We start from the raw sequence: 23,405 nt of genomic DNA on the forward strand, positions 1-23,405 counted from the left end.
CCTCTAGATGGGCTGAAGCTATGAGGGAGATTTCAGGAAGATTAGAAGAAATGCCTGGGGAAGAAGGTTACCCAGCATACTTAGCATCCAGATTAGCACAATTCTACGAAAGAGCTGGAAGAGTAGAAACTCTTGGTACTGAATCAGATGTTGCTTCTATTTCCGTAGTTGGTGCAGTATCACCTCCTGGTGGGGACTTATCTGAACCAGTTACACAAAACACTTTACGTATCTGTAAAGTATTTTGGGCTTTAGACGCATCTCTTGCAGATAAACGTCACTTCCCTTCAATTGACTGGTTACAAAGTTATTCATTATATGTGGACAGTATTGAAGGCTGGTGGGCTGAAAATGTAGCAGCAGACTGGAGAGCTACTCGTGACAAAGCTATGAGTCTTTTACAAAAAGAATCAGAACTTCAAGAAATTGTACAATTAGTAGGTCCTGATGCTTTACCAGAAACTGACCAAGCTACTTTAGAAGCTACCCGTATGTTAAGAGAAGACTTCTTGCAACAAAACGCATTTGATGATGTAGATACATATTGTGCTCCAGATAAACAATACAAAATGTTAAAAACCATTTTACAGTTCTACGATGATTCTCTTGCAGCAGTTAACAGAGGTGCTCCAATTGCTAGTATTGTAGCATTACCTGTGAAAGAAGAAATCGGTAAAATGAAATACGTTCCACAAGAGGAATTTGATGCTAAGATTGAAGAAATTCAAGCAGCAATTACTAAACAATGCAGTGAGGCTTAAAAATGAATACAAATATTAAAACAAGAGAATATACTACTGTATCTGAAGTCTCAGGTCCTTTAATGGTTGTTGAAGGAGTAGAAGGCGTTGGTTACAATGAAATTGTAGATATTGAAACACCTACTGGTGAAAAAAGAAGTGGACAAGTTCTAGAAGTAACTAAAGACGTTGCTGTTATCCAAGTTTTCGAAGGAACTAATGATTTAAACACTAAAAATACTAAAACCAGATTCACTGGTCAAACCGCTAAAATCGGTGTTTCCAGAGACATGATGGGTCGTATTTTTAACGGTATCGGTAAACCTATTGACGGCGGACCAGAAATCATCCCTGATGAAGAATTAGATATTAACGGTGCTCCAATGAACCCTGCTTCTCGTGAGTTCCCTGAAGAATTTATTCAAACTGGTATCTCAACCATTGACGGAATGAACACATTAGTAAGAGGACAAAAACTTCCTATTTTCTCAGGATCTGGTTTACCTCACAACGATTTAGCTGTACAAATCGCAAGACAAGCTAAAGTATTAGGTGCTGACGACGAGTTTGCGGTAATTTTCGCAGCTATGGGTATTACCAACGAAGAAGCAAACTTCTTCATGAGAGACTTTGAACGTACTGGAGCTTTAGAAAAATTAACAGTATTCATGAACTTAGCAGACGACCCTGCTATTGAAAGAATCTTAACTCCAAAAATGGCATTAACTACTGCTGAATACTACGCATTTACCTTAGGTATGCAAGTATTGGTTATCTTAACAGATATGACCAACTACTGTGAAGCTTTAAGGGAAATTTCTGCAGCAAGAGAAGAAGTACCTGGAAGAAGAGGTTACCCTGGTTACATGTACACTGACCTTGCAGGTATTTATGAAAGAGCAGGACGTATTGACGGTAAAGAAGGTTCTATTACTCAGATGCCTATCTTAGTTATGCCTCAAGATGATATTACTCACCCAATTCCTGACTTAACCGGTTATATTACCGAAGGACAAATTGTATTAAGTAGGGAAATTTCCAGGAAAGGTATTTATCCTCCTGTAGACGTACTTCCTTCACTTTCTCGTTTGATGAGTGGTGGTATCGGTGGAGAAAAAACTCGTGATGACCACAGTGGTGTATCTGACCAACTTTATTCTGCATACGCAGAAGGTCGTGAATTAAGAGACCTCGTTGCGGTTGTAGGGGAAGAAGCACTTACTGAAAGAGATCAAAAATTCTTAGAATTTGCTCAAGCATTTGAAGATAGATTCATCACTCAAAGTAAAGATGAAGACAGAACTATCTTTGAAACTTTAGATCTCGGTTGGGATTTACTTAAAATCTTGCCTAAAACAGAACTCAAAAGGGTTAAAGAAGAATTTATCGAACAATACCTTCCAAAAGAATAAACTCATTTGTTTAAAACAGGTGATTAAATGGCACAAGATATTATTGATGGAATTAATCCAACAAGGATGGAGTTGTTATCTCTTAAAAACAGGACTAAACTAGCTGTAAAAGGACATGGTTTACTCAAGGAAAAAAGAGATGCTTTAATCAAAGAGTTTTTTGATATCTTGGATCGTGTTAAAGGTATTCGTGAAAACGCAGAAAAAAGTTTAAAAGAAGCTAATGAAGCTTTAGTTGAAGCTCAAATTGCAATGGGTGATTTAGCTGTAAGAAAAGCATCCTTATCAGTTAAAGAATCTATTGATGTTGACATTACTTCAAGAAGCGTAATGGGTGTATCTGTACCTGTAACCAACATTAAAATGGAAGAAAGATCCATTGTAGACAGAGGTTACGGTTTTGCAGACACAACCATTCAATTAGACGAAGCTGCTAAAAAATTCGAGGAATCTCTCAAGTATTTAATTGAACTTGGTGAAGTGGAAAAAACTATTTTCTTATTAGCTGAGGAAATTGAATCAACTAAACGTAGAGTAAACGCTTTAGAACATATTATGATTCCAAGATTCCAAAATACTGAAAAGTATATTGATATGAGACTCCAAGAAATGGAAAGGGAAAACTTTGTTCGTTTGAAAATGATTAGGTCTACTATTGAGAAAAATGAAAAAGCTCAAAGAGCTGCTCAAGAGGCCGCAGAATAAGATTTCTTATTCTGTTTCATTTTCTTATTTTTTTATTTATTTTTAAAATGGTGTATTAATGAGAAGAAATCCTATTGACCAATTTTTAAAAGATCCGGATAATAAGGCTAAGGCTTTCAGATGGATTACTTATGGTATGGTTATTACTACTTTTTTAATTACAGTTGGATTTTTGTTCTTTATAGCATTTCTCGTGGGTATCTTCTAGTTTTTTCAGATACAACCTGAGAACTGTAATCTATTTTTTCACATAACTTTTTAAAATCAGTATCCTTATCAATTATCGTTAGTAAAGGCTCTGATTTTTCAGTTATTGTACCAATATGTGGCAAATCATATATGTTGTCCAAATCTATTTTTGAATATTTGTTTCTGCATGGGGAATAAATGATTTTTTTATAGCTGTAATATTTTGCTTTCGGTATTGGAATATCAATATTTAAGCATGATTTGATATGTGCATCCAGCATATTGATTTGAAGTGATTTTTCAACACATTCAAATGTTCCCTGAATTCTCGGATTAACTTCAATCACATATAGTCCGTTTTCATTTAAGATATAGTCTACTCCGACAGAACCAATCAAATCAAATTTATGTGCAATATTCTGTGAAGTTTCAATCATTTCTCTGTTTATTTTATCGATATCTTTTACTTTAGTCAATATTGATTCGTTGGTTAATGGCAGAATATTGCCTATGTAAATGTAGCTGTTGTTTTTTTCAAAATCATTTTCCGTCAGGAGTCTTGAGTTCATGATGGTCTTTTTAGTGTCTTTGCTTCCAAGTACTGATGAACTTAGGTTTATACCATCAACATATTCCTGGAGGATATATTTTTCACTATCATTTAATTGAAATTCCGCTTCATTATTTAGAAGTTTTATGTTATAACCGCCAGATCCTTTAAGGGGTTTTAAAATATATTTGCTTTTGGGATTATTTTTACTAATTTCAATCGCTTCATCCACATCATTTATAAAAAAAGTTTCAGGTGTTTTAAATTCATCTTTTATTTCCTTGTAAAATTGGAATTTATTCTCTATTTTTGAAACATCTTTTGTTCCCAAAATCTTTTTTTGGTCTTTTTTTGAAAATTCGCTTGGTGAGATACCGGATATTGGAATAATATAATCTGTCTCATCAATATAGTCCCTTGATATCTCCAGGATATTTGAGCTGCTGAAGTGATCTTCAAATATGCCGCTGCTTTCATCATTGTGCTCTTCAAGTATGATTTTCTGGTTTTCTATCTGAGGAGTGTCTGATGTTGAGAAATAACTTGTAGAATAAAGTTCATAATCTAGTTTTAAAGCACTATTAAGCATACTTCTTGTATTTATTCCAATAAGCAATAGCTTTTCCATAAAAAATCTCATAAAAAAAGTTAGTTGAATAGTCCCGAGCGGAGTCGAACCGCCGTCTCCGGGTCCAAAGCCTAGAAGGATTACCACTACCCTACGGGACTATGTTGCAATATAACAACATTTTAATATTTATGTTAAGTAGTATTTAAAGGTATCGTTATTATATTAATTTTTTGTAAAACAAGCATTTTTCAGCCCATTTGCATTCATTACAGATATTTTCAACACTATCCGATGAATTAAATATCGATGCAACTTCATTGAACAGATCGATTGAATTATATTCATTATTCATATTCAGATGAGATAACACTTCATTATCCATTTCAACTATTATTTCGTTCTGTTTTTTGTTTTCACATAAGTTGTCTTTTAAGTTAGGGCAAGCTGAACAGATGTCGTCTGGTTCATTGGTCAATGTTACTGTACAGTCGGCTGATTTCCTCATCTCATTGATTCTTACCATATTCAAAACAAAATCTTCGCTATATCCATAACCCTGAAAACCCTGAAGACACAACAGATGATGTCCTCTTAATCTAATTTTCATAAAAATCTTTAAAAAATAGTGAAAAAAGGTTAATGTTAACCTTTTATTCTTTTGGCAAGAAAACTTTTGATAGTCCTGCACATCCTGCAATTTTAACAAGATCTCCGAATATGAATGGAACAAGACCCATTAATAAAATATCTACAATGCCTAAGACGGTTCCTTGAGTTAAATAGAACCATAAAGCTAATCCTAAAAGACCTGGAATGTAGATAATTGCAAAGTTAGCTACGCCAATAACTGCAAACATGCGTGTAAAGTTACGTGCTTTCGCATATCTTTCAGTAATGTATCCTATAAAGTAGGATGCTAAAATAAATCCTACGAAATATCCTCTTGTGGATCCAAGTACAATTTCTAATCCGCCAGTCATTCCTCCAAACCATGGAATGAATGCAATTCCAAATATAACATAGAATATTTGACTTAAACAACCATATCTTTTACCTAGGAATAATCCAGCACATAAAACTGCAAATGTCTGTCCAGTAATTGGAACCGGTGTCCAAGGAAGAGGAATGATAATTTGAGCCATTAATCCTGTAATACAGGCCATTAAAAATGAAAATACAATTTTTGTTAGTGTGCTTGATTCCCGGAATCTTTCAAAAACGTTTTTTCTAGCAACATAATAATTTTCAATGTTTATATTCATTAGAATTTCCTCCTAATTTTATTTCCTTAATAATATTTGTCATTATTAATATTTATAATTATACTTTAAATAAACTTTGAATAAAATTTAAATGAGAATTTATGAGTTATCTCTTGAATAAATTGTGTTTAATTAAATTAGGATATAAATAATATTTGTTTTATTATATGGGGCTTATTTTTGAGTAAACTTTCGGGTTGATTAAAATTTAGTCAATTAAATTAAATTTTGAAAGGAAGTATTTAAATGATTTATTCCTTTTCATGGCTAATTCTAGATTATATGTTTTACATACTTCGGCAAAAAAGTCCACTTTGTTTTCAAACGAACTCTTATCAATCATTTCACTTAGTTTTTCTTTTGTAATTCCTTCAGTATTGTCTCCTATGTCGAAATCTTTAAATTGATCTAGATGATTATCAAGACCTGCAAGATACCAACTTTCAATTTCTTCACAAACAATGAGAATATTATCTTGATTTAATGCATTATATTCATTTACACGGGCATTTTTTCTGGATGTGATACAAGGATAAGAATGTGAATCTAAATCAGAAAAAAATACGTATGAGCATTCTTTTGATTTAGCGCATCTAATTATTTGTTTGTTAATATCATTATTCTTTTTAATTTGGTATGTTATAGGAATAACAATTATTGATTTTTTGTAGAATAAATTGGCTAGAACTTCATTAACAAATTTTTTGTCATCTATTCCTTCAACAAATATAAATAAGTTATTCATTGCCAAGCCCCAAATAATTATCAATAAATACTTCATCTATCCCTAATTCTTCAATGAATGGTTTTACAATTTCATTATCAATCGGTTTAGTGATATTGGAAAAACCGGATTTATTTCTAGATATGAAATAAATATTTTCTAATTTAACATGTTTTAATAATTCAGGATTATGTGTTGTGATAATTAACTGTTTTTTTCGAGAAATTTCATTCATTAATTGTATTAAGTTTGCAAGCAATTCAGGATGAATATTTCGTTCAGGCTCTTCAATTAATAAAATCGTTTCTTTTTCAAAAAACAATGCAACAATTAAAGCAATAATATTAACAGTTCCATCAGATATGAGTGGGGATGGAACATTAATCTCATTATATTCTTCATTTAATGTAAATATGGTTCTTCCGTCAATAAGAGTATCAACATTAATTTCTTCAATATAGGGTAGTAGATGATTAACTAAATTTAAGAATAGTCTTTTATCATCAGTATTATCTAATATTTTTTCTAAAATTATTGGTAAATTATCACCATATTCTAATAGATTTGAATCACCATTTCTATGGTTTCCGAATTTGGAAAATTTTGGATTGAAATCATAATATGCAATATTTTTAAACAAATCTTTCCAAGTGAAAGGAATTGTAGATAATGAAGAATTAATAATTAATGATTTTGATTTTTGAAAATTGTGTTTTACAATATTTAACAGTGATAATGGAATTAAATCTTCAGATTTAATAAATTCATCTGTTTTATCAAGTTCCACATTAATTTTACCAGTATTTTTAATGGATAATTTGTTTTTATAGATTTCATTATCGTATGTATATTCATATGAAAAATCAACATTTTCTTTTAGAATCTCATATTCAAAATTGGATTTAAAATTGAATGACAGTTCATATTCAAGCTGATTAAAATATAGAAATATTTCTTCATTATTTTTAAAAATAGGAATTAGATGATCTTCAGCATTATTTGTTGTAAATGTTATTTTTAGATAGCAATTTTCATCATTTTGACTATTAATATTTTTTAAATAAACTCTGGAGTAATTATTAATGGCTTTTTCAAAATCTTCAGATAAATCTTTTAAAAATTTAAACACTTCTATAAAATTGGATTTGCCTGAAGCACATGAACCAATAATTACATTAAAATCATTTAAATCTAAATTAACTTCTTTAAAACTCTTAATATTCTTAAATATGATATTAGAGATTTGCATATCATCATCTCACAATATTGTATTGATAAGTTTATTTATTATATAATAAATATTTTTTTACTTTTCATTCTCCAAAATTATTTTCATGGTTTCAATGGAGTTAACAATCAGTTACTTTAATATTTTCTTAGTAAATTTGGTGTTAAAGTGATTGTTCTTGTGAAAAAAATAGTAAAATTGAGGATAATGATTATCCTCAGGTTAATTTAGTCAATTGTAATAATTTTTAGATTGTGTGGTTTTTTAACAATATTTGATTTGAAAGCAACCAGTTTTTTAATTCCTTTTTTGGAAGCCACATCAACTAATCTTTGGCTGATGATACCGTCAAATATTACAGTATCTGCAGTTTCTTCGATATTTTTGATTTCTTCGTAGATATCTTCAATTGAAACTTCTTTTGTCATATTCAATGCTTCATCCAAGATTGCTCCGCTTCCGGTACCTTCAAATTCTTTTAGCATATCCTTCATTAAGCTGATTTCATCATCCTCGATTTCAACTTCAGGTTCTTTATTGAATTTTCTGTGCTGTTTTTTTGAATGATTCCTGTCACGTCTTTTTTGATGACGGTGATTATCATCAGATTCGGAAAGGATATTGTGGTTTGCTAAAAACTGAGCTGTAGGAACTTTATCTCTAAGTGCGACTAAGACTTCGTCCTTTTCAAGGTCTTCAACTTCTTTTCCTTGTGGAGCACGTGTAATGTAGTCAACGTCACCGATTTGTAAAAGTTCTTTTAGGATTAATTCTCCGCCACGATCACCATCTACAAATGCGGTTGTGGTTCTTTTTTTACTTAGCTCACCAATTGATTGGGGAACGCTAACACCTTCAACAGCAACAGTATTTTTAATGCCGTATTTGAGTAAGTTTAAAACATCGCTGCGTCCTTCAACTACGATGATTGCATCGGAAGTGTGTATGCTAGGGCCTGCAGGTAATCTGTCATCACCATATTCGGAGATTTCATGAACACGCATTGCTTCTCTTACTTCCTCAATCATTTTCATGCTTGCTGGGCCAACGCTTTCAACCATGTTTTTATAGATTTCTTTTGCACGGTTTACAACTTGTTCCCTTTTAACGGCACGAACATCTTCAACTTTTAAAGTTTGAATTTCCGCTTCGCAAGGTCCTACACGATTGATGGTTTCTAAAGATGCTGCAAGTATAGCGGTTTCAACTCTATCTAAGCTTGATGGAATAACAATTTCTCCTTTTGCTCTTCCGCTATTAGAATGAATGTTAACTTGAATTCTACCTATTCTACCTGTTCTTTGTAGTTCTCTTAAATCTAAATCATTACTTAATAAACCTTCTGTCTGCCCGAATACTGCTCCGACGACGTCAGGTTTTTCTACAATTCCATTCGCAGTAATTTGCGCATGGATTAAATATTTTGTTGTAGTTAATTCTTCGCCTTTTCCCATTTTTAAGCCTCCTAGCTTATTAATCGGGTTAATTTATTTTTTTCTAAAAATTAATTATATTTTTAGGCTTTCAATAAATTAATAAACATGTTTTTTTATTATTTAAACCTATTATACACTAAAAAGAGCAAAAAGTACGATGAAAACTTAATTATATGGGGTGTCATGATTTTATAATCTATTAACTTACATCTTTTCTTCAGTTTTCCTTCAAATCCTCTTTATAACTAAATTTTCTCCTTTTTTGTTAATCAAATTGTTATGATAAATAATAATAATGAATAAATGAACTCTTAAGCATATAATAATTAAGTATTGTTCAAATACTTCACTTAATATTTTTGGTAAAACTAATATATAAAATATTGTTTATAGAAATTTTTTTAAGATGTATTTTACATATAATGTATATGAGAAAATGCTGGTGATTTAATGTCAATAAAGCCGAAAGATTTATTAAAAAACAAAAAAGATTTGGATAAAAAAATTGCTTTTGATGAGATTTCTTTAGAGGATATTGCAATCGATGATTTGACCTACAACGGAGATAACTATAAACAGTTCATTAATTTGAATTCATTCTTGGACAATGTTTCCTCTTGTCAAATTTCCGATGCGTTTAATGAAATCGCCCATAGATCTGGTGTGCTTTATAATCTGAAATCCATTAATAACTTAAAAACATGGGGCAGAATTACCACTTCAAGAACAGATAGTGATGACTGGGGAACCATTACCTTAGCAATCGATGAAGCTAAAGATGGTGATGTTTTGCTTGTTGAGGTCAGTGACATGGATGCCGCCATATGGGGTGAGCTTGCTTCCACCTGCGCTAAAAACAATGGTGTTAAATCAACATTGGTTTATGGCTGTGTGCGTGATTTGGATGCTCTTTTAACTATGAATTATCCTATTTTTGCATGCGGTTTCAGGCCTAATGCTGGCAAGGCTTTAGGATTAGGTGAAATTAACATTGACTTGGAATTGGAATCAATGAAAATATCTCCTGGAGACTTTTTATATGGTGATGAGACTGGTGTCGTTATCATTCCTAAGGAGTTTTTTAATGATGTTATGCTCAAAACATATGAGATCAAGATAAAAGAGAAAAATATCACTGAAATGCTCAACTCAGGTAAATCTTTATCTCAAGTGGTTGGATTAAGGTAACTTGTATAAAATTATTTAAAGAGGTAATTATTATATATATAAGTATATCGATACCTTTATATAGTTAAATATTCTAAATATATAAACGATACAGATTTAATTTTTAGTTTGATTTTATGAAATTTTTAGGGAATAGTTTGCATATAGCAAACTCCGGTAAATTAATAGCTAGGTCATCCCAAACACCATCCAGCGGTGGGATAGTATTTGACAGTAATAAAAATAAGATTGGGAAGGTCAGCTATGTTTTTGGACCTACTAAACAGCCATACATTTCCATTCGATTGTTTAAATCTGCAGATGTCGATAGAATAAAGAGAAATTGTGGCGAAAAACTATTTGTATCAAAACCAAAATCTAAAAAACATAATAAAAGGAGGATGAAACCACGTCAGAAGAAGTAAATCAACCTAAACGTAGAAAAAGGTCAGACAGGGCAGCAAGAAAAGGTGAAGAAGAAACTAAAACAGCAGTTTGTCCGGAATGTGGTTCTACAGAATTGATAGGTGATTATGAAAGAGCAGAAGTTGTTTGTTCTCGTTGTGGATTAGTTATTGATGAAAACTTGGTAGATATGGGTCCTGAATGGAGAGCATTTGACCATGAACAAAGAGATAAACGTACAAGAGTCGGAGCTCCTATTACATACACAATTCACGATAAAGGTTTAAGTACCATGATCGATTGGAGGAATAAGGACATTTACGGCCGTGATATTCCTGCAAGAAACCGTGCTCAATGGTACAGATTAAGAAAATGGCAAAGGAAAATCAGAATTTCCGGTGCAACCGAACGTAATTTGGCATTTGCATTATCTGAGTTAGACAGAGACTCCTCAAGATTAGGACTTCCTAGAAGTGTAAGGGAAGCAGCATCCGTTATTTACAGAAGTGCTGTAGACAATAAGCTTATTCGTGGAAGAAGTATTGAGGGTGTAGTTGCAGCTTCTTTATATGCTGCCTGCAGACAGTGCAATGTTCCACGTACTCTGGATGAAATCGCAGAAGTTTCCAGAGTAACCAAAAAAGAGGTTGGTAGGACTTACAGATTCCTTACAAGAGAATTGAATATTAAATTGCCTCCAACATCTCCTGTGGATTATGTTCCTAGATTCGCCAGTGAATTGGGTTTATCCGGTGAAGCTCAATCCAAAGCTATTGAAATCATTGAAAAAGCTATGGAAAAAGGACTTACTTCAGGAAGAGGACCAACCGGTGTAGCAGCTGCTGCATTATACATCGCTTCAGTTTTACTTGGTGAGAGAAAAACCCAAAGGGATGTTGCAGATATTGCCGGTGTTACTGAAGTAACAATCAGAAATAGATATAAAGAACTAACTGAACAGTTAGATATGGGTGTAACTTTATAGTTCACCTAAAACTTATTTTTTTTAACGTGAGTATTTTTCGATACGATATTCCAATTCACGTATAATTCCATCATTGTTATAGCGTTTCACTTTATTTAACTTGTTTTGATACTTGTCAAGTCTTTTCAGGAACAGTTTGAGTTTTTTAGCGCTCATGTTTTCATGGTATTCTCCATAACCCAGCTTCTGAACATAGAATCCGTTCAATGTCTGTTCAAAGTTTCCGATTGCAGGAACGCTGTAAATCGGCTTTTTAAGAGTTATGGCTTCGGATATGAATGTAAATCCACCATTACAAACTACTGCCTTTGCGCTTGCCAAATCATCATAGAATTCGTCTTCATTAAACAGTTTGTAAGTCAGGTTTTCATCCGTTTCGTCTTTGTTGAATCCGTAAACGATAAAATTCTCATTAAGTGTTTTCAATTTTTCAACCAGTTTGATACTTTCTTTACTTGTCTGATAAACGACAATATGATCTTCAATTGTTGGTTTTAATTTATATATCTCCTCACGGATTACTGGCGGATATATAACCGCATTTTTGCCCGGTCTCACTTTAGGGAAAAAGAAGCTGGTTAAAATGTGGAATTTTGGTCTTACAACATATCCTTTAATCACACCTTTTGCCTTAAGCATTTCAGTTTGGTGATGTTTCGGATAATCGATTGATGTTTGTGTAATCATATGGATATTATCCAGGCTTATCAAGGGTATTTGGAGTAATTTGGACACCATTGTAGCATAAATCTCAAAATCCGTGACTATAATGTCGGGAGATAATTTTCTTGCTTTCTGGTATAGTTCCTGATAGCCTATTCTGATATTTGTCGGATTTCTTTTTAAAGCGCTCAGTAATGTTTTGGTATTGCTGACCTTATTGTTGATGTAAACGGTATTGAATCCGCCGATTTTATAAACGTGGTCAAATTTTTCATTTAAGTATTCATAGGCTCTGTCATGTGAGAACACATAAACGTCATATTTCTCTTTGATTCTCTCAATTATAACGGCAGATCTTATTGCATGACCCATTCCTTCTCCGCAAACACAATAAAATACTCTTTTTCTCTGTCTGTTCTTTCTGGCTTTTGTTCTTTTGAAGTATGATTTTGCAGTGTTTATCTTTTCAGCGGATTTGTCGTAATTTTCAAACATTTTGCTTATCCTTTCAGACTCTTTTGCAAAACTGTCCATTTGATCTTTGCTTAAATGTTCCTTGCCATGACCAAAACCGTAATTCAGGTCTTCCGCATTTGTAGTCTTGCCTATGAAATCATTGAATGTGCTTTTGCCGTATTGTCGTATTAGAGTTTCAATTCCTTCCTCTTCAAGTCTTCTTGTTGACACGCCTATTTTGGCGTTTCTTAAAACCTTAAATTTCTCAACGTTGCCTAAACGTTTGATATAATCGCTATCTTCCCCAAACGTTAACTCTTCATTAAATCCACCGCATTTGTCATGCAGTTCCTTTTTAACTATTATTCCGTAGCATCCTGCACCATGTGGCTTGATTTTTTCAACACTGATCATGAAGTAGTTTGCTAAGGTATGAAGCACCTGGTCTTCTGATTTTTTGGATAAAGGCTTCATTTGCGTAATTGCTATTCCAAGCCTTTCCATCTGAAACTCATAAATCACATTTCTTAAATAATCATCAGTAAGCTTCAAATCGGAATCTAAAAATAGAATATATTTTCCTTTTGCAACTTTAGCACCGTTATTTCTACCAACACCCGGCATTCCACCGTTAACAATAACACAACCGTATTCTTCAGCTATTTCACGGGTTCTGTCTGTTGAATTTGCATCTGCAATGATGATTTCATAATCGTCGAAGTTTTGCTTTTTTATACTGTCCAATAGTATTGGCAAGTATTCTTCTTCATTATATGTTGGAATAACAATGCTTAAAATCATATTAGTTTATATTTTATTTTTAATATTTATAAAAATTTAGTTTTTAAGTTCCTGATATGTATTGGTTAACGGATGATTAGGCTCCAAATATGAGAAAATATTCCATGAAAGCGTATAATATTCGCATGAATTATTCAGCGGTATCTTTAAATCATTCAGTAATTCCATTTCATTGTAATCTGAATTCATGATGTATACTGTTTTATTCTGTTCATGTGTGATGTTTTCTATAGGAAAATCATTCAGTTCAATATCTTCAACAGGATTTACAACGTCAACTTCATAATAATCGGTATTCGCTCCGATTATGGCAATGGAGAATCTCAAAAGTATTATAAGTGCCGCTGCTATATATGGCGCATATCTTTTTATCAAAACAATGATTAAATCTTTTTTATTTTTAAATGGGGGCATTATTTTGCAGTTTTCACATATTTTTCTGCCGGAGATAATATGGTCAACAAGCTGTTCAATGCATTCTCCATTTCTATATATTAAAAATATTCCACAAATTCCTGTTATTGCAGGGGTTGAAAACATTCCTCCATCCAAAGCACCAATTAACAGGCATGATGCAAAAAATGATAATAAGAATGTCTGTACGAATCTTTTATTTCTAACTGATAGCAGTAATGTTATAAAGAGTATCGGTAGCAAAATAATCACTAATTTTGCAACTTCCGGGATGTATGCATATAGGCCAACGCCTGTGTTGATTTCACTTTCAATGAATGGTCCCATTATATTAGTTATGACTTCGCCGAAAATGGACTTTAATAAATGAGTATGCAAAATGCTTGTGGATGAAATGCTTTTTCCAATGCTCATGAAAATTGTATTAAGACCAATTACCATCTGGTATCTGAATATGACTTCCAAAAGTATTCCTGCAATAAGTGTGATTGAACCTAAAACAATAGATATTTTCAGATATTTTTTGGAATTAAACTCATATCTTGTAAAAAGCTGGCTGAATATTAAAAAAAAGCCCATCATTGCAAAAAATATGATGTCCTTACCTTTGGATGATCCCATTAAAAATAAATGTGTTATAGGGTGTATAACTGGATTTAATACATTTGTTATGAAAAGCATGCCTCCAATTATTATAAATAGGATACCAACTAATATAGTCTTGTTTATCTTCATTAAGAATAATTATTTAAATTAATTATTTAAATTATTTACTAAACGTAACTTCATGATTTACTTTTTTTCACAGAACAACTTTCTGTTATTACTAATTTTAGCACCAATTCTAATGATATTGTAAATTTTATCGTTACATATTTGATAAATATTGAGTATGGTGTTTGGAGAGTGGATTCAACAAATAAAAATACTGTTCAGATGCTCTCTCATTTTATTTAAATATGTTTTTCACTAAAAATATTATTGTCAATAAAATTATTCATTAAGGATTAATTTAAAATAATAATGGTTCCATCTTACTGATTAGGTTTTCACATTAATTCTAATGTTACATAAATTACGGGTCAATAAATTAAAAGGAGAAAGAAAATGGATAATGAAACAAAAATTAAATTATTTCAAAATCAAGAAGTAAGGTTGAAATGGGATGAAGAAATAGAAGAGTACTATTTTTCAGTTATAGATGTCGTTGGAATTCTTAGTGGGAGTAAAAACCCACGTAAGTACTGGAGTGTGTTAAAAACAAGGTTAAACAAAGAGGGTGTTGAAGTGGCTACAATTTGTAGCCAGTTGAAAATGCCTTCTGCTGATGGTAAAATGCGTAAAACTGATGTTGCTACAGCAAAACAATTATTCCGCATCATTCAATCAATACCCTCTCCAAATGCAGAACCATTCAAACAGTGGTTAGCTCAAGTTGGTAGTGAAAGACTTGATGAGATTGCAGACCCTGAAATAGCTATTGAAAGGGCAGTTGCTACTTACCGTGAAAAAGGATATAGTGAAGAATGGATTACTCAAAGATTAAGAAGTATAGAAATAAGAAATGATTTAACTGCTGAATGGGATAGATCTGGTGTTAAAAGAGGTATGGAATATGCAATACTTACTAATGAGATTAGTCAAGCATCTTTTGGCATAACAACTGGTGAGCATAAAAGAATTAAAGGATTGAAAAAGGAAAACCTTCGTGATAATATGACTAATGCGGAATTAGTTATTAACATGTTGGGTGAATTGGCTACTACTGAAATTAGCAAAACTGAAAATCCGCAAGGGTTTGAAGAAAGTAAAATAGTTGCAAGAGATGGTGGAAATATAGCAGGTAATGCTTTAAGAGAATTGGAAGAGAGAACTGGGCGAAAAGTAGTGAGCAGTAAAAATTCTAAAAATCCACGGTTATTGGATGAAAATTTAAAGTAGTGTTAATAACAAAAACTTGACATTTGATTTTTACTTTGTTTTTCCTGTAAAATTAAAGACAAAATATCACATAATAACTAGATTTATATTCTATAAAACATTAAATATCATTTAATAGTCTTAAGTAAGTTTAATTAAATCATAATACTAAAGATTATGCTTTTGTTTGCAAGCACATGAACGTAAGTTTATGAAAATTAAATCCATATTAAAAGGAATGTTATCATGTTTGGAATCGAGTATTATATAGGATTAATATTAATAGGGATTGTTGCAGGTTTTGCTTCAGGTCTTTTAGGTGTTGGTGGCGGATTTCTAATCGTGCCTTTCCAATATTTCCTTTTAAAGTATGTTGGGGTTGCACCTGACCTTGCAATGCTTATTTCACTTGGAACCAGTCTCGCTATCATTATTCCGACTGCAAGCAGTGGTGCATATAAGCATTCTCAAAAATTGGACAATATATTTGGGCCAGGTATAAAACTGGGAATCTTCGGGATTATCGGAAGTTTTATTGGAGGTTTTGTGGCTGCAGGTTTATCCTCAAGAATTTTGGAAATTATCTTCGGACTTTTATTATTGTTTATTGCTATCAGAAACATACTTTCCAGAGACAAAAAGGAAAATCCTGCCAGATTTGATTTTAATTTAATAACTATTGCATTAACAGGACTTTTTGTCGGATTCTTCTCAGGACTTCTTGGAATCGGTGGAGGAATATTTTTAATCGTAATTTTAACAATGCTTTTGGGTTTTTCAATGATTCAGGCTATTGGAACATCTTCAGTATTCATTTCCCTAACTGCAATCGGAGGAACTTTATCCTACATTATCTCAGGATGGGGAATAAATACATTTCCGCTTTCATTAGGTTATGTGAGCATAGTCAATTTCATATTAATTGCCTGTTTTTCAGTGCCTATAGCACAAGTCGGTGCAAAATATGCTCATATGTTACCTGAAAAACGTTTAAAACAAGTATTCGGTGTTGTTGTATTGTATATCGCTCTTAAGATGTTGGGTGTTCTTCCTTGATTTTAACACCCATTCCACGGGCAATTATTTGAAAATCAGATCCGCCCAGTCCGTTTAAAAAGTAAACTATATCAAGGTCAATTACAGCATTTCCTCCGGAACTCTTTATTTTATCAGCTAATCTGATTAAACATTCATCTTTTCCTTTTTTCAAATCATTCAGCTGTTGTCTTTCAATTTTTTCCGGAGATAATTTAATGATTCGTGTATTTCGGCTGGCAATGGATGTAGTATAAAAAAATCCTATAATTTCATAATCCAAATCTATGGGATCAGTACTTGTAATGTAGATAAAATCCTGTGAATTGATTAGTTCATTACTTTCCCTTTCGTTAAATAAAGGCACTGTATCTATGATATCTTCTTTTTTCTTTTCAGGAAATATTGTATATTTTATTTTATCCAGGATTTTTTTGAAAAAACCTGTAAGATAGGATAATGTTCCAAATATTACTACTATTATAAAATAATTGATGAATGTTGGAATAGCCGCCTGGATAATGATTGCAATGGAACCTATTGTTATGATGTTATATCCGAGTGTCGGGTTTGCTATGATAAATCCATAAACAACGGTCACTATAAACAGGATAAATGCACTTATTGCACCGATATTTTCTCCAATGAGTTTATTTGCTACAAAAGTTTCAGCATAACCTGCAACTAATGGTGCAAACAAAAGGCCTAAGTTCCATCCAAAAATAGCTATATTGAAGTATAAAAAGAAAGCGTAAGTTGCAAGACCGGCAACGGTTCCTATTACTATGCTGTTGAATGCTTTTTGCAGGTTTGCCATTCTTTGCTTATCAATATTCATTTTATTCGTATTTTATTGCAGTACCATAGGTTGTAATCAGAATTGTGTTTCCCATTGTACCGCCCAGGTTATCATATGCTATCTTAAGCCCTATAATTGCATTGGCACCTAACTGCTCTGCCTTTTCTTCCATACTTTCAAGTGCTATGTCACGGGCTTTTTTGATTTCCTCTTCATATGTTGATGTTCTACCACCTACAACATCACGGACACCAGAAAATAAGTCTTTATAAATATTGGCTCCTATTAATGCTTCTCCAGTAACAAGACCTTTATATTCTATAATTTCTTTATTTTCCAGTGTATTTGCTGATGTTAAAATCATTATATCACAATTATTTCATGAATGTCATTATAGCCCATATTATTAAAAATATTGCTATTACCACATACAATATGATTCTGCTTCTTCTTGCTTGATGTAATCTAGCATCCCATACTTTCTGACAGTCTGGGGAGCATACAAGTTCATTTAATGGAATCGGGGTTCCACATATCGGACAATGTTTATGAGGGTCTACTGCCATATCTATCACCTATTTTATATTTTAAAAAATTCTTCGGTATTTTTAGTTACTTGCAATGCAAGCTCTTCTGCATCCATACCCATGCAAAGTGCAATTGTATTGAGGATATGGGGCAGATATTTTGGTTCATTTCTATTTTTCTTAGGTTTCTTATCAAAGTTTTTTGGTATTAAAAATGGAGCGTCAGTTTCTATCATTAATTTTTCAGGAGGAATAACACTTACGGCTTCCTGCAGATTTCTTCCTCTTTTCATATCACAAATCCATCCTGTAACACCAATATAACAACCTAAATCAACATAATTTTGTGCTTCCTGTTTTGTTCCAGTAAAACAGTGAACAACGGATTTTTCAACAATGCTGTCATGTCTTTCAAGTATTTTATATAAATCTTCATGTGCTTCTCTCTCATGCAAAAACAATGGCATTTCCAATCTTTCTGCAAGTTCCACTTGAGCTTCAAACCATTTTCTCTGCAAATCCTGTGGTGAAAAATTCCTATTATAGTCAAGGCCGCATTCTCCAATAGCTACAACGCAGTCATGATCAGCTATTTTTTCCAATTCAAAAATAGTGTGTCCGTTGCAGGTTTTTGCATCGTGGGGATGAACTCCTGATGTTGAAAACAGTGTATCAGGATATTTGGAAGCATATTCACGAGCAAGCTGGCTTGAATTAACATTAGTTCCAGTGATAATGAATTTATTCACTCCTGCTTTTTTTGCTTCTTCAATTATTTCAACCCTGTCCTTTTTAAAGGAGGAATGCATTAAGTTTAATCCGATATCAATAAGATTATCCACCATAATCACCTGATTATTCGTTAATAACTCTTGTTCCAATTTTTTCTCCGTTTATTGCTTTGATGAGATTTTCCGGTTCATAACCGTTAGCAATAACAGTTTCCAAATTGGATCTTTTAATCATTTGAACAGCTGTTGTATCAAAGAATTCGTATGTACCTGCTTTCATGTCTTTGCCGTTTAAAAACTCAAGAAGGTCTGTAGCGGTTATTTCGCTTACAAGTTCAGCATCATCAAATTTGTTAGGGTCTTTTGTATACATTCCATCAACGGATGTTAAGTTAATGAGTTTGTCTGCATGAACATATTCTGCAAGAATTGCAGATACTGCGTCTGTACTGTGTGCAGGTTCTGTTCCACCCATAACGATGATTTTTCCGCTTGATGCAAATTCCAATGCTTCCTGGAAGTTATGAGGTACTCTTTGATAAGCCGCATCTCCAAGTGCACATAATAATAATTTTGCATTAATTCTTGTGACTTCAATTCCGATATCATCACATTGTGCTTCACCGGCATTTAAGTCACGAACAACACCAATATAGTCTCTAGCAGGTTTTCCACCACCAACTACAACGAATAATTCATGTTCATTAGTTAATTCCTTTAGAATTTCACTGTATTGTTTGAATCGAGTACTGTCATAATCTTTCAATAGAATTGATCCGCCAATCGCAATAACTATTTTCATATATTCACCTTATAATTAAATATCAATTCTATTATATTTAAATTTTAAAAAAAGTATGTAAAAAAAGAAAGATTGAGGAATTAATTATTCCCCGTCATATAAACCTTTGTGTGCTAAACCAGCCAGTACTGCACCGATGATTGGTGCTACAATAAATACCCATACCTGTTCGAGAGCTACTCCGCCCATGAATAATGCAGGTGCTAAACTACGTGCAGGGTTAACAGAGGTTCCGGTCAATGGTATTCCCATAATGTGTACGAATGCAAGGGTTAAACCGATTACTATTCCTGCAACAGCACTTGTTTTTTCACTTCTGGTAACTCCAAGTACAGTAAATACAAATACAAAGGTTAAAATAATTTCAGTTATTAATGCGCCGTAAAGGTTGATTCCAACACTTGAAGCTGCACCAAATCCGTTCTGACCTAATCCTGTTGCCATGTATCCTCCAAGGCTTGGGGCTGAATTAATTAATGCTGCAAGGATTGCAATACCAATAATTGCACCGATACATTGGAAAATAATGTACATGATTAAGTCTTTAATTTCCATTCTTCCGTCAATCCACATTCCGATTGAAACTGCAGGGTTAATGTGGCATCCTGAAATGTCTCCGATTACATAAGCCATTGCTACAATGGATAAACCAAATGCCATAGCTATTCCTAAGTTGCCGAGTACAAATCCTGCGATAGCTGCACTTCCGCATCCGAATAATACTAGAACCATAGTTCCGATTAATTCACTTATATATCTTTTCATAAATTCACCTTTTTCTTCATTTAGTAATGAACATGTAATTTTTGTATTTTATAATATATTTATTTTCGCCTTATTTTCCTGATTCCAACACATGCCAACATTATTACGACAATTGCAAGGACATATGGGAATGCTGTAATCAGTATTGATTCATTAACTTTGTCAAAATGATATTCTCTTGCGAAATCCATATTTGAATTATCTGTATGATTTTGCGTTATTTTAGCGAAATTGTATAATAAATCGTAATAGCCGATTTTTGCACCGTCATATTCAATAAAGTTAGGTGCTCTTCCGTTCTCGTCCATAAACTCTTTTACTATTCCACCCATTTTCATATAATCATATATTGAATAGCTGTTTTTTGCAAATGTGGAATATTCTTCAGGATCTGTTGGCGCACCATACTCTGATGGGGCTTGAAGGCCGTTTCCATTAAGATAGGAACTTGTTAAATATAATAATTGTGGGGCAGTATATGAGTTGTATGTGCCGGTCATTTGCTTATCATCGCTTTCCAGTAAAGATTGGCTCGCCTTGGCCATTTCTTTAGGAGCTAGTTTGTGAGTAATGACCAAATCATTATTGTAGCTGTTAGAATTGTTATTACCTACACTTTCAACTATTTGCTCGGCAATGTATTTATTCACGTCTTCGTTATATTCTGTCAGGTACCCTTTAGGACCTGCATCAGGGTATACTTTCAGGGGTTGGATATAGTCAATTCCGGCTTCTTTAAGAAAAGTTCCTGGGTAATTTATCCCTGCAAATATTGTTGAGGAATAATCATCGTCCCATGCTCTTCTAAGGGAATTTGCTTCATCCAAATCAAAGTCTCCGGTGTTTACAAAGATTATTTTCTTCCCTGAGTTGACGGCATATTTTGCAAGTATGAGGAAGTTTCCGGCATCGGATGCAGCAAGGTTCACGCTCACATCTGCACCACTTTCTATGGCTCTTGAACCCTCTCCGGGGCTTGGGGCCTGACTATCTACAATTACCTTGATATTGCCGTTACTCATCTCCTCAACATAATTCTTTATTGAGTTCAACATGTCAACATCTTCATTTTCTCCGATTATGTTATCTGAAGTTAAGAATAATGTTGTTGTTGCAGATACCTGACCTACACATGAGGATAGTAATAAGAGTATCATAAATAATATCATCAAGTCTTTTTTCATATTATCTGTCCTTGTAATAAGTTACTATTTACTTTTATTTTTACCGGTTAATTAAATTTTTCATATCATGAAGTAAAATTCTAATCGGGAGGTAATATTTTTTGATTTAATAATTTTTGAGGGTGTTTGAAGCAAAAATTTATATAGTACTAAATTTAATTAGATTTTAGAGGATTTATAGAGATTATCTTTTATTTTGGTACAATATTATTAAGTTTTGATAAAATTGTTGTCAAGAGGTAAAATTGTCCTGAATAGTTGAGTTATGATCTCATATTTATCCTAAATTATGAGGTGTAAGCTGGCTAAATTTTATAGTCAGCTTTTAATTCATCAGTTTAGTATAAATTTTAAATTTTGATGATTTTTTTCAAGATTTAAGTTATAAATAAAAAGGTTAATTGCTTATTAATAGCTTTTTGTTAATTAATGGTGGTTATCAATGTCCTCAAAGGAGACAAAAAATATGTTTAAAAATAAGATAGCTATTAGCAAAAATTTTTTAATTGCCATATGCTTTATTTCATTAATTCTTTTTGCAGTCACTAGTGTTGATGCAATCGAATTGAATGAATCATATCCTGATGAGATAGGGCTTGGAGCAGATGGTAATTATAACTTAAATGCAATTGATGAAGATAAACTAGGAAATTCTCAGGAAAATATTCTCTCGTTACCAAAAACAATTCAATTGACTAATGGAAACTTTTCAGATATTCAGAATGCAATTCATTACTCATTAGAAAATGGAGATACATTGGATTTGGAAGGCAATTTCATAGCTGATGGGCCGGATTCATATATTTTTGTATATAAAAACATCTCGGTTGTATCTAGGAATGGAGCAACATTGGATGGAAAGAATATATCCAGTGCGTTCATTGTTCAAACCGGAGGGTCAGGATCTTCGTTTTCAAATTTGATTTTTAAAAATGGTAACCATTCGTCTGGTGGTGCGGTACTTGTTTATGGAAAGGACGTCACATTTGACGATTGTGAATTTATGGATAATTATGCGTCAAGAGGTGGTGGTGCGATTTATACGGATTATATAATTGAACAAAATCCCGATGCGGGTCGAAATTTATTGATTAGGAATTCCAAGTTCATTAATAACTTTGCTACTATTACCGCAGGGGCTGTTGGGGCATACGGTTTTAATGTAAGAATTCTTAATTGTACTTTTGATTCGAATAGGGTTTATGATAAGAATGGTGGCGCCGTTTATGGAGGTGCTTTACAGGTAGGAAGACAGGAGTTTATTTCAAATACTCTTATTAAGGATTGTAAATTTATAAATAACAGGGCTATTTCAGTTTCAGGCACACAACTGGCTCATGGTGGTGCATCATGCATTAGGGATGGTGTCAGTTATGAAAATTGTCTGTTTGAAGGAAACTCCGCCGATTTTGGGGGAGCTTTAACTGCCCATTGCTCAGGCACTATTAAGAACTGTACTTTCATTTCCAACTCAGCAAATGATTATGGTGGAGCAATTACAAACTCTGAGGAAATTAATTCAATGAATCTTAAAATCATTGATTGTAAATTCGATTCAAACACTGCCCCATACGGTGGTGCCGCTAAATTGGCAGGATATAGTGTGACAGTTGAAGACTGCAGTTTTGATAACAATAATGCATCCATTGACGGTGGAGCGCTTTACATTATTACACATACCTTGGATGTTTTTGATTCAAACTTTACACAAAATAATGCTTACCATAATGGTGGTGCAATTTATGTAAATGGTGAATCCACTACTGTTCAGGGGTCAAAATTCACATCAAATGAAGCTATTGCAAATCCAATGGTCAATGATGACGGATTAGGTGGTGCAATCTATATTAATGGAAGTTCAGACAATGTAAAAAACAATATTTTCGAGTATAATGTAGCAAGAAACGGAAGTGCAATATACTATGATGAATCAG

Annotated in this window: 21 protein-coding genes, 1 tRNA gene and 3 pseudogenes; 9 read left to right on the top strand and 16 right to left on the bottom strand. The window is 32.9% G+C overall.

Annotation, left to right across the window (positions count from 1 at the left end):
• From IJQ68_RS06255 to IJQ68_RS06265, 3 genes and pseudogenes are all read left to right on the top strand, one after another.
• Window positions 1–761 (top strand): annotated as a pseudogene (locus IJQ68_RS06255) (V-type ATP synthase subunit A); the annotation flags it as partial.
• Window positions 762–763: 2 nt separating this feature from the next.
• A complete protein-coding gene (locus IJQ68_RS06260) occupies window positions 764–2,152 on the top strand; it encodes a V-type ATP synthase subunit B (protein WP_292798324.1) in 1,389 nt (462 codons plus the stop codon).
• 27 nt (window positions 2,153–2,179) lie between these two features.
• Window positions 2,180–2,857 (top strand): V-type ATP synthase subunit D, encoded by a 678-nt coding sequence (locus IJQ68_RS06265; RefSeq protein ID WP_292798326.1) that lies wholly within the window; start codon window positions 2,180–2,182, stop codon window positions 2,855–2,857.
• Between the two features lie 179 nt (window positions 2,858–3,036).
• Here the strand turns inward: IJQ68_RS06265 and IJQ68_RS06270 are convergent, their stop codons facing one another.
• From IJQ68_RS06270 to dnaG, 7 genes are all read right to left on the bottom strand, one after another.
• The gene (locus tag IJQ68_RS06270) at window positions 3,037–4,236 is read right to left on the bottom strand and encodes an ATP-grasp domain-containing protein (protein WP_292798328.1); all 1,200 of its coding nucleotides are present in this window, start codon (window positions 4,234–4,236) and stop codon (window positions 3,037–3,039) included.
• Between the two features lie 17 nt (window positions 4,237–4,253).
• Window positions 4,254–4,325: transfer RNA gene (locus IJQ68_RS06275), tRNA-Gln, on the bottom strand.
• A 59-nt stretch (window positions 4,326–4,384) separates the two neighbouring features.
• The gene (locus tag IJQ68_RS06280) at window positions 4,385–4,774 is read right to left on the bottom strand and encodes a DUF1284 domain-containing protein (RefSeq protein ID WP_292798330.1); all 390 of its coding nucleotides are present in this window, start codon (window positions 4,772–4,774) and stop codon (window positions 4,385–4,387) included.
• Window positions 4,775–4,817: 43 nt separating this feature from the next.
• Window positions 4,818–5,423, bottom strand: coding sequence for a biotin transporter BioY (locus tag IJQ68_RS06285; protein WP_292798362.1), 606 nt, complete (start codon window positions 5,421–5,423; stop codon window positions 4,818–4,820).
• Between the two features lie 214 nt (window positions 5,424–5,637).
• Window positions 5,638–6,180: a hypothetical protein gene (locus IJQ68_RS06290; RefSeq protein ID WP_342765131.1), complete on the bottom strand. Its 543-nt coding sequence runs from the start codon at window positions 6,178–6,180 to the stop codon at window positions 5,638–5,640.
• A complete protein-coding gene (locus IJQ68_RS06295) occupies window positions 6,167–7,402 on the bottom strand; it encodes an AAA family ATPase (RefSeq protein ID WP_292798332.1) in 1,236 nt (411 codons plus the stop codon). The genes IJQ68_RS06290 and IJQ68_RS06295 overlap by 14 nt, the downstream gene beginning before the upstream one ends.
• Before the next feature lie 206 nt (window positions 7,403–7,608).
• Window positions 7,609–8,835 (bottom strand): DNA primase DnaG, encoded by a 1,227-nt coding sequence (dnaG, locus tag IJQ68_RS06300; RefSeq protein ID WP_292798334.1) that lies wholly within the window; start codon window positions 8,833–8,835, stop codon window positions 7,609–7,611.
• A 432-nt stretch (window positions 8,836–9,267) separates the two neighbouring features.
• Between dnaG and IJQ68_RS06305 the strand changes: the two genes are divergently transcribed.
• The 3 genes and pseudogenes from IJQ68_RS06305 to IJQ68_RS06315 form a co-directional block, all read left to right on the top strand.
• On the top strand, window positions 9,268–10,005 hold the full coding sequence (locus IJQ68_RS06305) for an RraA family protein (protein WP_292798336.1): 738 nt from the start codon (window positions 9,268–9,270) through the stop codon (window positions 10,003–10,005).
• A 116-nt stretch (window positions 10,006–10,121) separates the two neighbouring features.
• Window positions 10,122–10,409: a Gar1/Naf1 family protein gene (locus IJQ68_RS06310; RefSeq protein ID WP_292798338.1), complete on the top strand. Its 288-nt coding sequence runs from the start codon at window positions 10,122–10,124 to the stop codon at window positions 10,407–10,409.
• 47 nt (window positions 10,410–10,456) lie between these two features.
• Window positions 10,457–11,374: pseudogene (locus IJQ68_RS06315) on the top strand (transcription initiation factor IIB); the annotation flags it as partial.
• A gap of 21 nt (window positions 11,375–11,395) precedes the next feature.
• Here the strand turns inward: IJQ68_RS06315 and IJQ68_RS06320 are convergent.
• Both IJQ68_RS06320 and IJQ68_RS06325 read right to left on the bottom strand, forming a co-directional pair.
• The gene (locus IJQ68_RS06320) at window positions 11,396–13,294 is read right to left on the bottom strand and encodes an MJ1255/VC2487 family glycosyltransferase (protein WP_292798340.1); all 1,899 of its coding nucleotides are present in this window, start codon (window positions 13,292–13,294) and stop codon (window positions 11,396–11,398) included.
• A gap of 36 nt (window positions 13,295–13,330) precedes the next feature.
• Window positions 13,331–14,389, bottom strand: coding sequence for a hypothetical protein (locus IJQ68_RS06325; protein ID WP_292798342.1), 1,059 nt, complete (start codon window positions 14,387–14,389; stop codon window positions 13,331–13,333).
• A gap of 426 nt (window positions 14,390–14,815) precedes the next feature.
• On the opposite strand from IJQ68_RS06325, the gene IJQ68_RS06330 reads away from it, so the two are divergent.
• Both IJQ68_RS06330 and IJQ68_RS06335 read left to right on the top strand, forming a co-directional pair.
• Complete coding sequence (locus tag IJQ68_RS06330; protein WP_292798344.1) at window positions 14,816–15,649, top strand: Bro-N domain-containing protein; 834 nt, start codon at window positions 14,816–14,818, stop codon at window positions 15,647–15,649.
• 222 nt (window positions 15,650–15,871) lie between these two features.
• Entirely contained in the window at window positions 15,872–16,684 is an 813-nt protein-coding gene (locus tag IJQ68_RS06335; RefSeq protein ID WP_342765133.1) for a sulfite exporter TauE/SafE family protein, read from the top strand.
• Here IJQ68_RS06335 and IJQ68_RS06340 read toward each other — a convergent pair.
• From IJQ68_RS06340 to IJQ68_RS06370, 7 genes are all read right to left on the bottom strand, one after another.
• Window positions 16,659–17,501, bottom strand: a complete 843-nt coding sequence (locus tag IJQ68_RS06340) for a hypothetical protein (RefSeq protein ID WP_292798348.1) — start codon at window positions 17,499–17,501, stop codon at window positions 16,659–16,661. The genes IJQ68_RS06335 and IJQ68_RS06340 overlap by 26 nt on opposite strands.
• A 1-nt stretch (window position 17,502) precedes the next feature.
• Window positions 17,503–17,826 carry a YbjQ family protein gene (locus IJQ68_RS06345; RefSeq protein ID WP_292798350.1) on the bottom strand — a complete coding sequence of 108 codons (324 nt, stop codon included), beginning with the start codon at window positions 17,824–17,826 and terminating at the stop codon, window positions 17,503–17,505.
• 10 nt (window positions 17,827–17,836) lie between these two features.
• Window positions 17,837–18,028, bottom strand: coding sequence for a DUF2116 family Zn-ribbon domain-containing protein (locus tag IJQ68_RS06350; protein ID WP_292798352.1), 192 nt, complete (start codon window positions 18,026–18,028; stop codon window positions 17,837–17,839).
• 14 nt (window positions 18,029–18,042) lie between these two features.
• Window positions 18,043–18,831 (bottom strand): TatD family hydrolase, encoded by a 789-nt coding sequence (locus tag IJQ68_RS06355; protein WP_342765134.1) that lies wholly within the window; start codon window positions 18,829–18,831, stop codon window positions 18,043–18,045.
• A gap of 13 nt (window positions 18,832–18,844) precedes the next feature.
• Entirely contained in the window at window positions 18,845–19,522 is a 678-nt protein-coding gene (gene pyrH, locus IJQ68_RS06360) for a UMP kinase (RefSeq protein WP_292798356.1), read from the bottom strand.
• 84 nt (window positions 19,523–19,606) lie between these two features.
• A complete protein-coding gene (locus tag IJQ68_RS06365) occupies window positions 19,607–20,287 on the bottom strand; it encodes an MIP family channel protein (protein WP_292798358.1) in 681 nt (226 codons plus the stop codon).
• Window positions 20,288–20,346: 59 nt separating this feature from the next.
• Window positions 20,347–21,444, bottom strand: a complete 1,098-nt coding sequence (locus IJQ68_RS06370) for an adhesin (protein ID WP_292798360.1) — start codon at window positions 21,442–21,444, stop codon at window positions 20,347–20,349.
• 469 nt (window positions 21,445–21,913) lie between these two features.
• Between IJQ68_RS06370 and IJQ68_RS06375 the strand changes: the two are divergent.
• Window positions 21,914–23,405 (top strand): annotated as a pseudogene (locus tag IJQ68_RS06375) (hypothetical protein); the annotation flags it as partial.

This window comes from Methanobrevibacter sp. (assembly GCF_017447225.1).
GTDB lineage: Archaea > Methanobacteriota > Methanobacteria > Methanobacteriales > Methanobacteriaceae > Methanocatella.

Coding starts and splice junctions, on each gene's coding strand:
- dnaG (WP_292798334.1), bottom strand. CDS start 8,835: ATGGGAAAAGGCGAAGAATTAACTACAACAAAATATTTAATCCATGCG.
- IJQ68_RS06350 (WP_292798352.1), bottom strand. CDS start 18,028: ATGGCAGTAGACCCTCATAAACATTGTCCGATATGTGGAACCCCGATT.
- IJQ68_RS06305 (WP_292798336.1), top strand. CDS start 9,268: ATGTCAATAAAGCCGAAAGATTTATTAAAAAACAAAAAAGATTTGGAT.
- IJQ68_RS06365 (WP_292798358.1), bottom strand. CDS start 20,287: ATGAAAAGATATATAAGTGAATTAATCGGAACTATGGTTCTAGTATTA.
- IJQ68_RS06330 (WP_292798344.1), top strand. CDS start 14,816: ATGGATAATGAAACAAAAATTAAATTATTTCAAAATCAAGAAGTAAGG.
- pyrH (WP_292798356.1), bottom strand. CDS start 19,522: ATGAAAATAGTTATTGCGATTGGCGGATCAATTCTATTGAAAGATTAT.
- IJQ68_RS06320 (WP_292798340.1), bottom strand. CDS start 13,294: ATGATTTTAAGCATTGTTATTCCAACATATAATGAAGAAGAATACTTG.
- IJQ68_RS06370 (WP_292798360.1), bottom strand. CDS start 21,444: ATGATACTCTTATTACTATCCTCATGTGTAGGTCAGGTATCTGCAACA.
- IJQ68_RS06325 (WP_292798342.1), bottom strand. CDS start 14,389: ATGCTTTTCATAACAAATGTATTAAATCCAGTTATACACCCTATAACA.
- IJQ68_RS06265 (WP_292798326.1), top strand. CDS start 2,180: ATGGCACAAGATATTATTGATGGAATTAATCCAACAAGGATGGAGTTG.
- IJQ68_RS06310 (WP_292798338.1), top strand. CDS start 10,122: ATGAAATTTTTAGGGAATAGTTTGCATATAGCAAACTCCGGTAAATTA.
- IJQ68_RS06340 (WP_292798348.1), bottom strand. CDS start 17,501: ATGAATATTGATAAGCAAAGAATGGCAAACCTGCAAAAAGCATTCAAC.
- IJQ68_RS06260 (WP_292798324.1), top strand. CDS start 764: ATGAATACAAATATTAAAACAAGAGAATATACTACTGTATCTGAAGTC.
- IJQ68_RS06345 (WP_292798350.1), bottom strand. CDS start 17,826: ATGATTTTAACATCAGCAAATACACTGGAAAATAAAGAAATTATAGAA.
- IJQ68_RS06280 (WP_292798330.1), bottom strand. CDS start 4,774: ATGAAAATTAGATTAAGAGGACATCATCTGTTGTGTCTTCAGGGTTTT.
- IJQ68_RS06295 (WP_292798332.1), bottom strand. CDS start 7,402: ATGCAAATCTCTAATATCATATTTAAGAATATTAAGAGTTTTAAAGAA.
- IJQ68_RS06270 (WP_292798328.1), bottom strand. CDS start 4,236: ATGAGATTTTTTATGGAAAAGCTATTGCTTATTGGAATAAATACAAGA.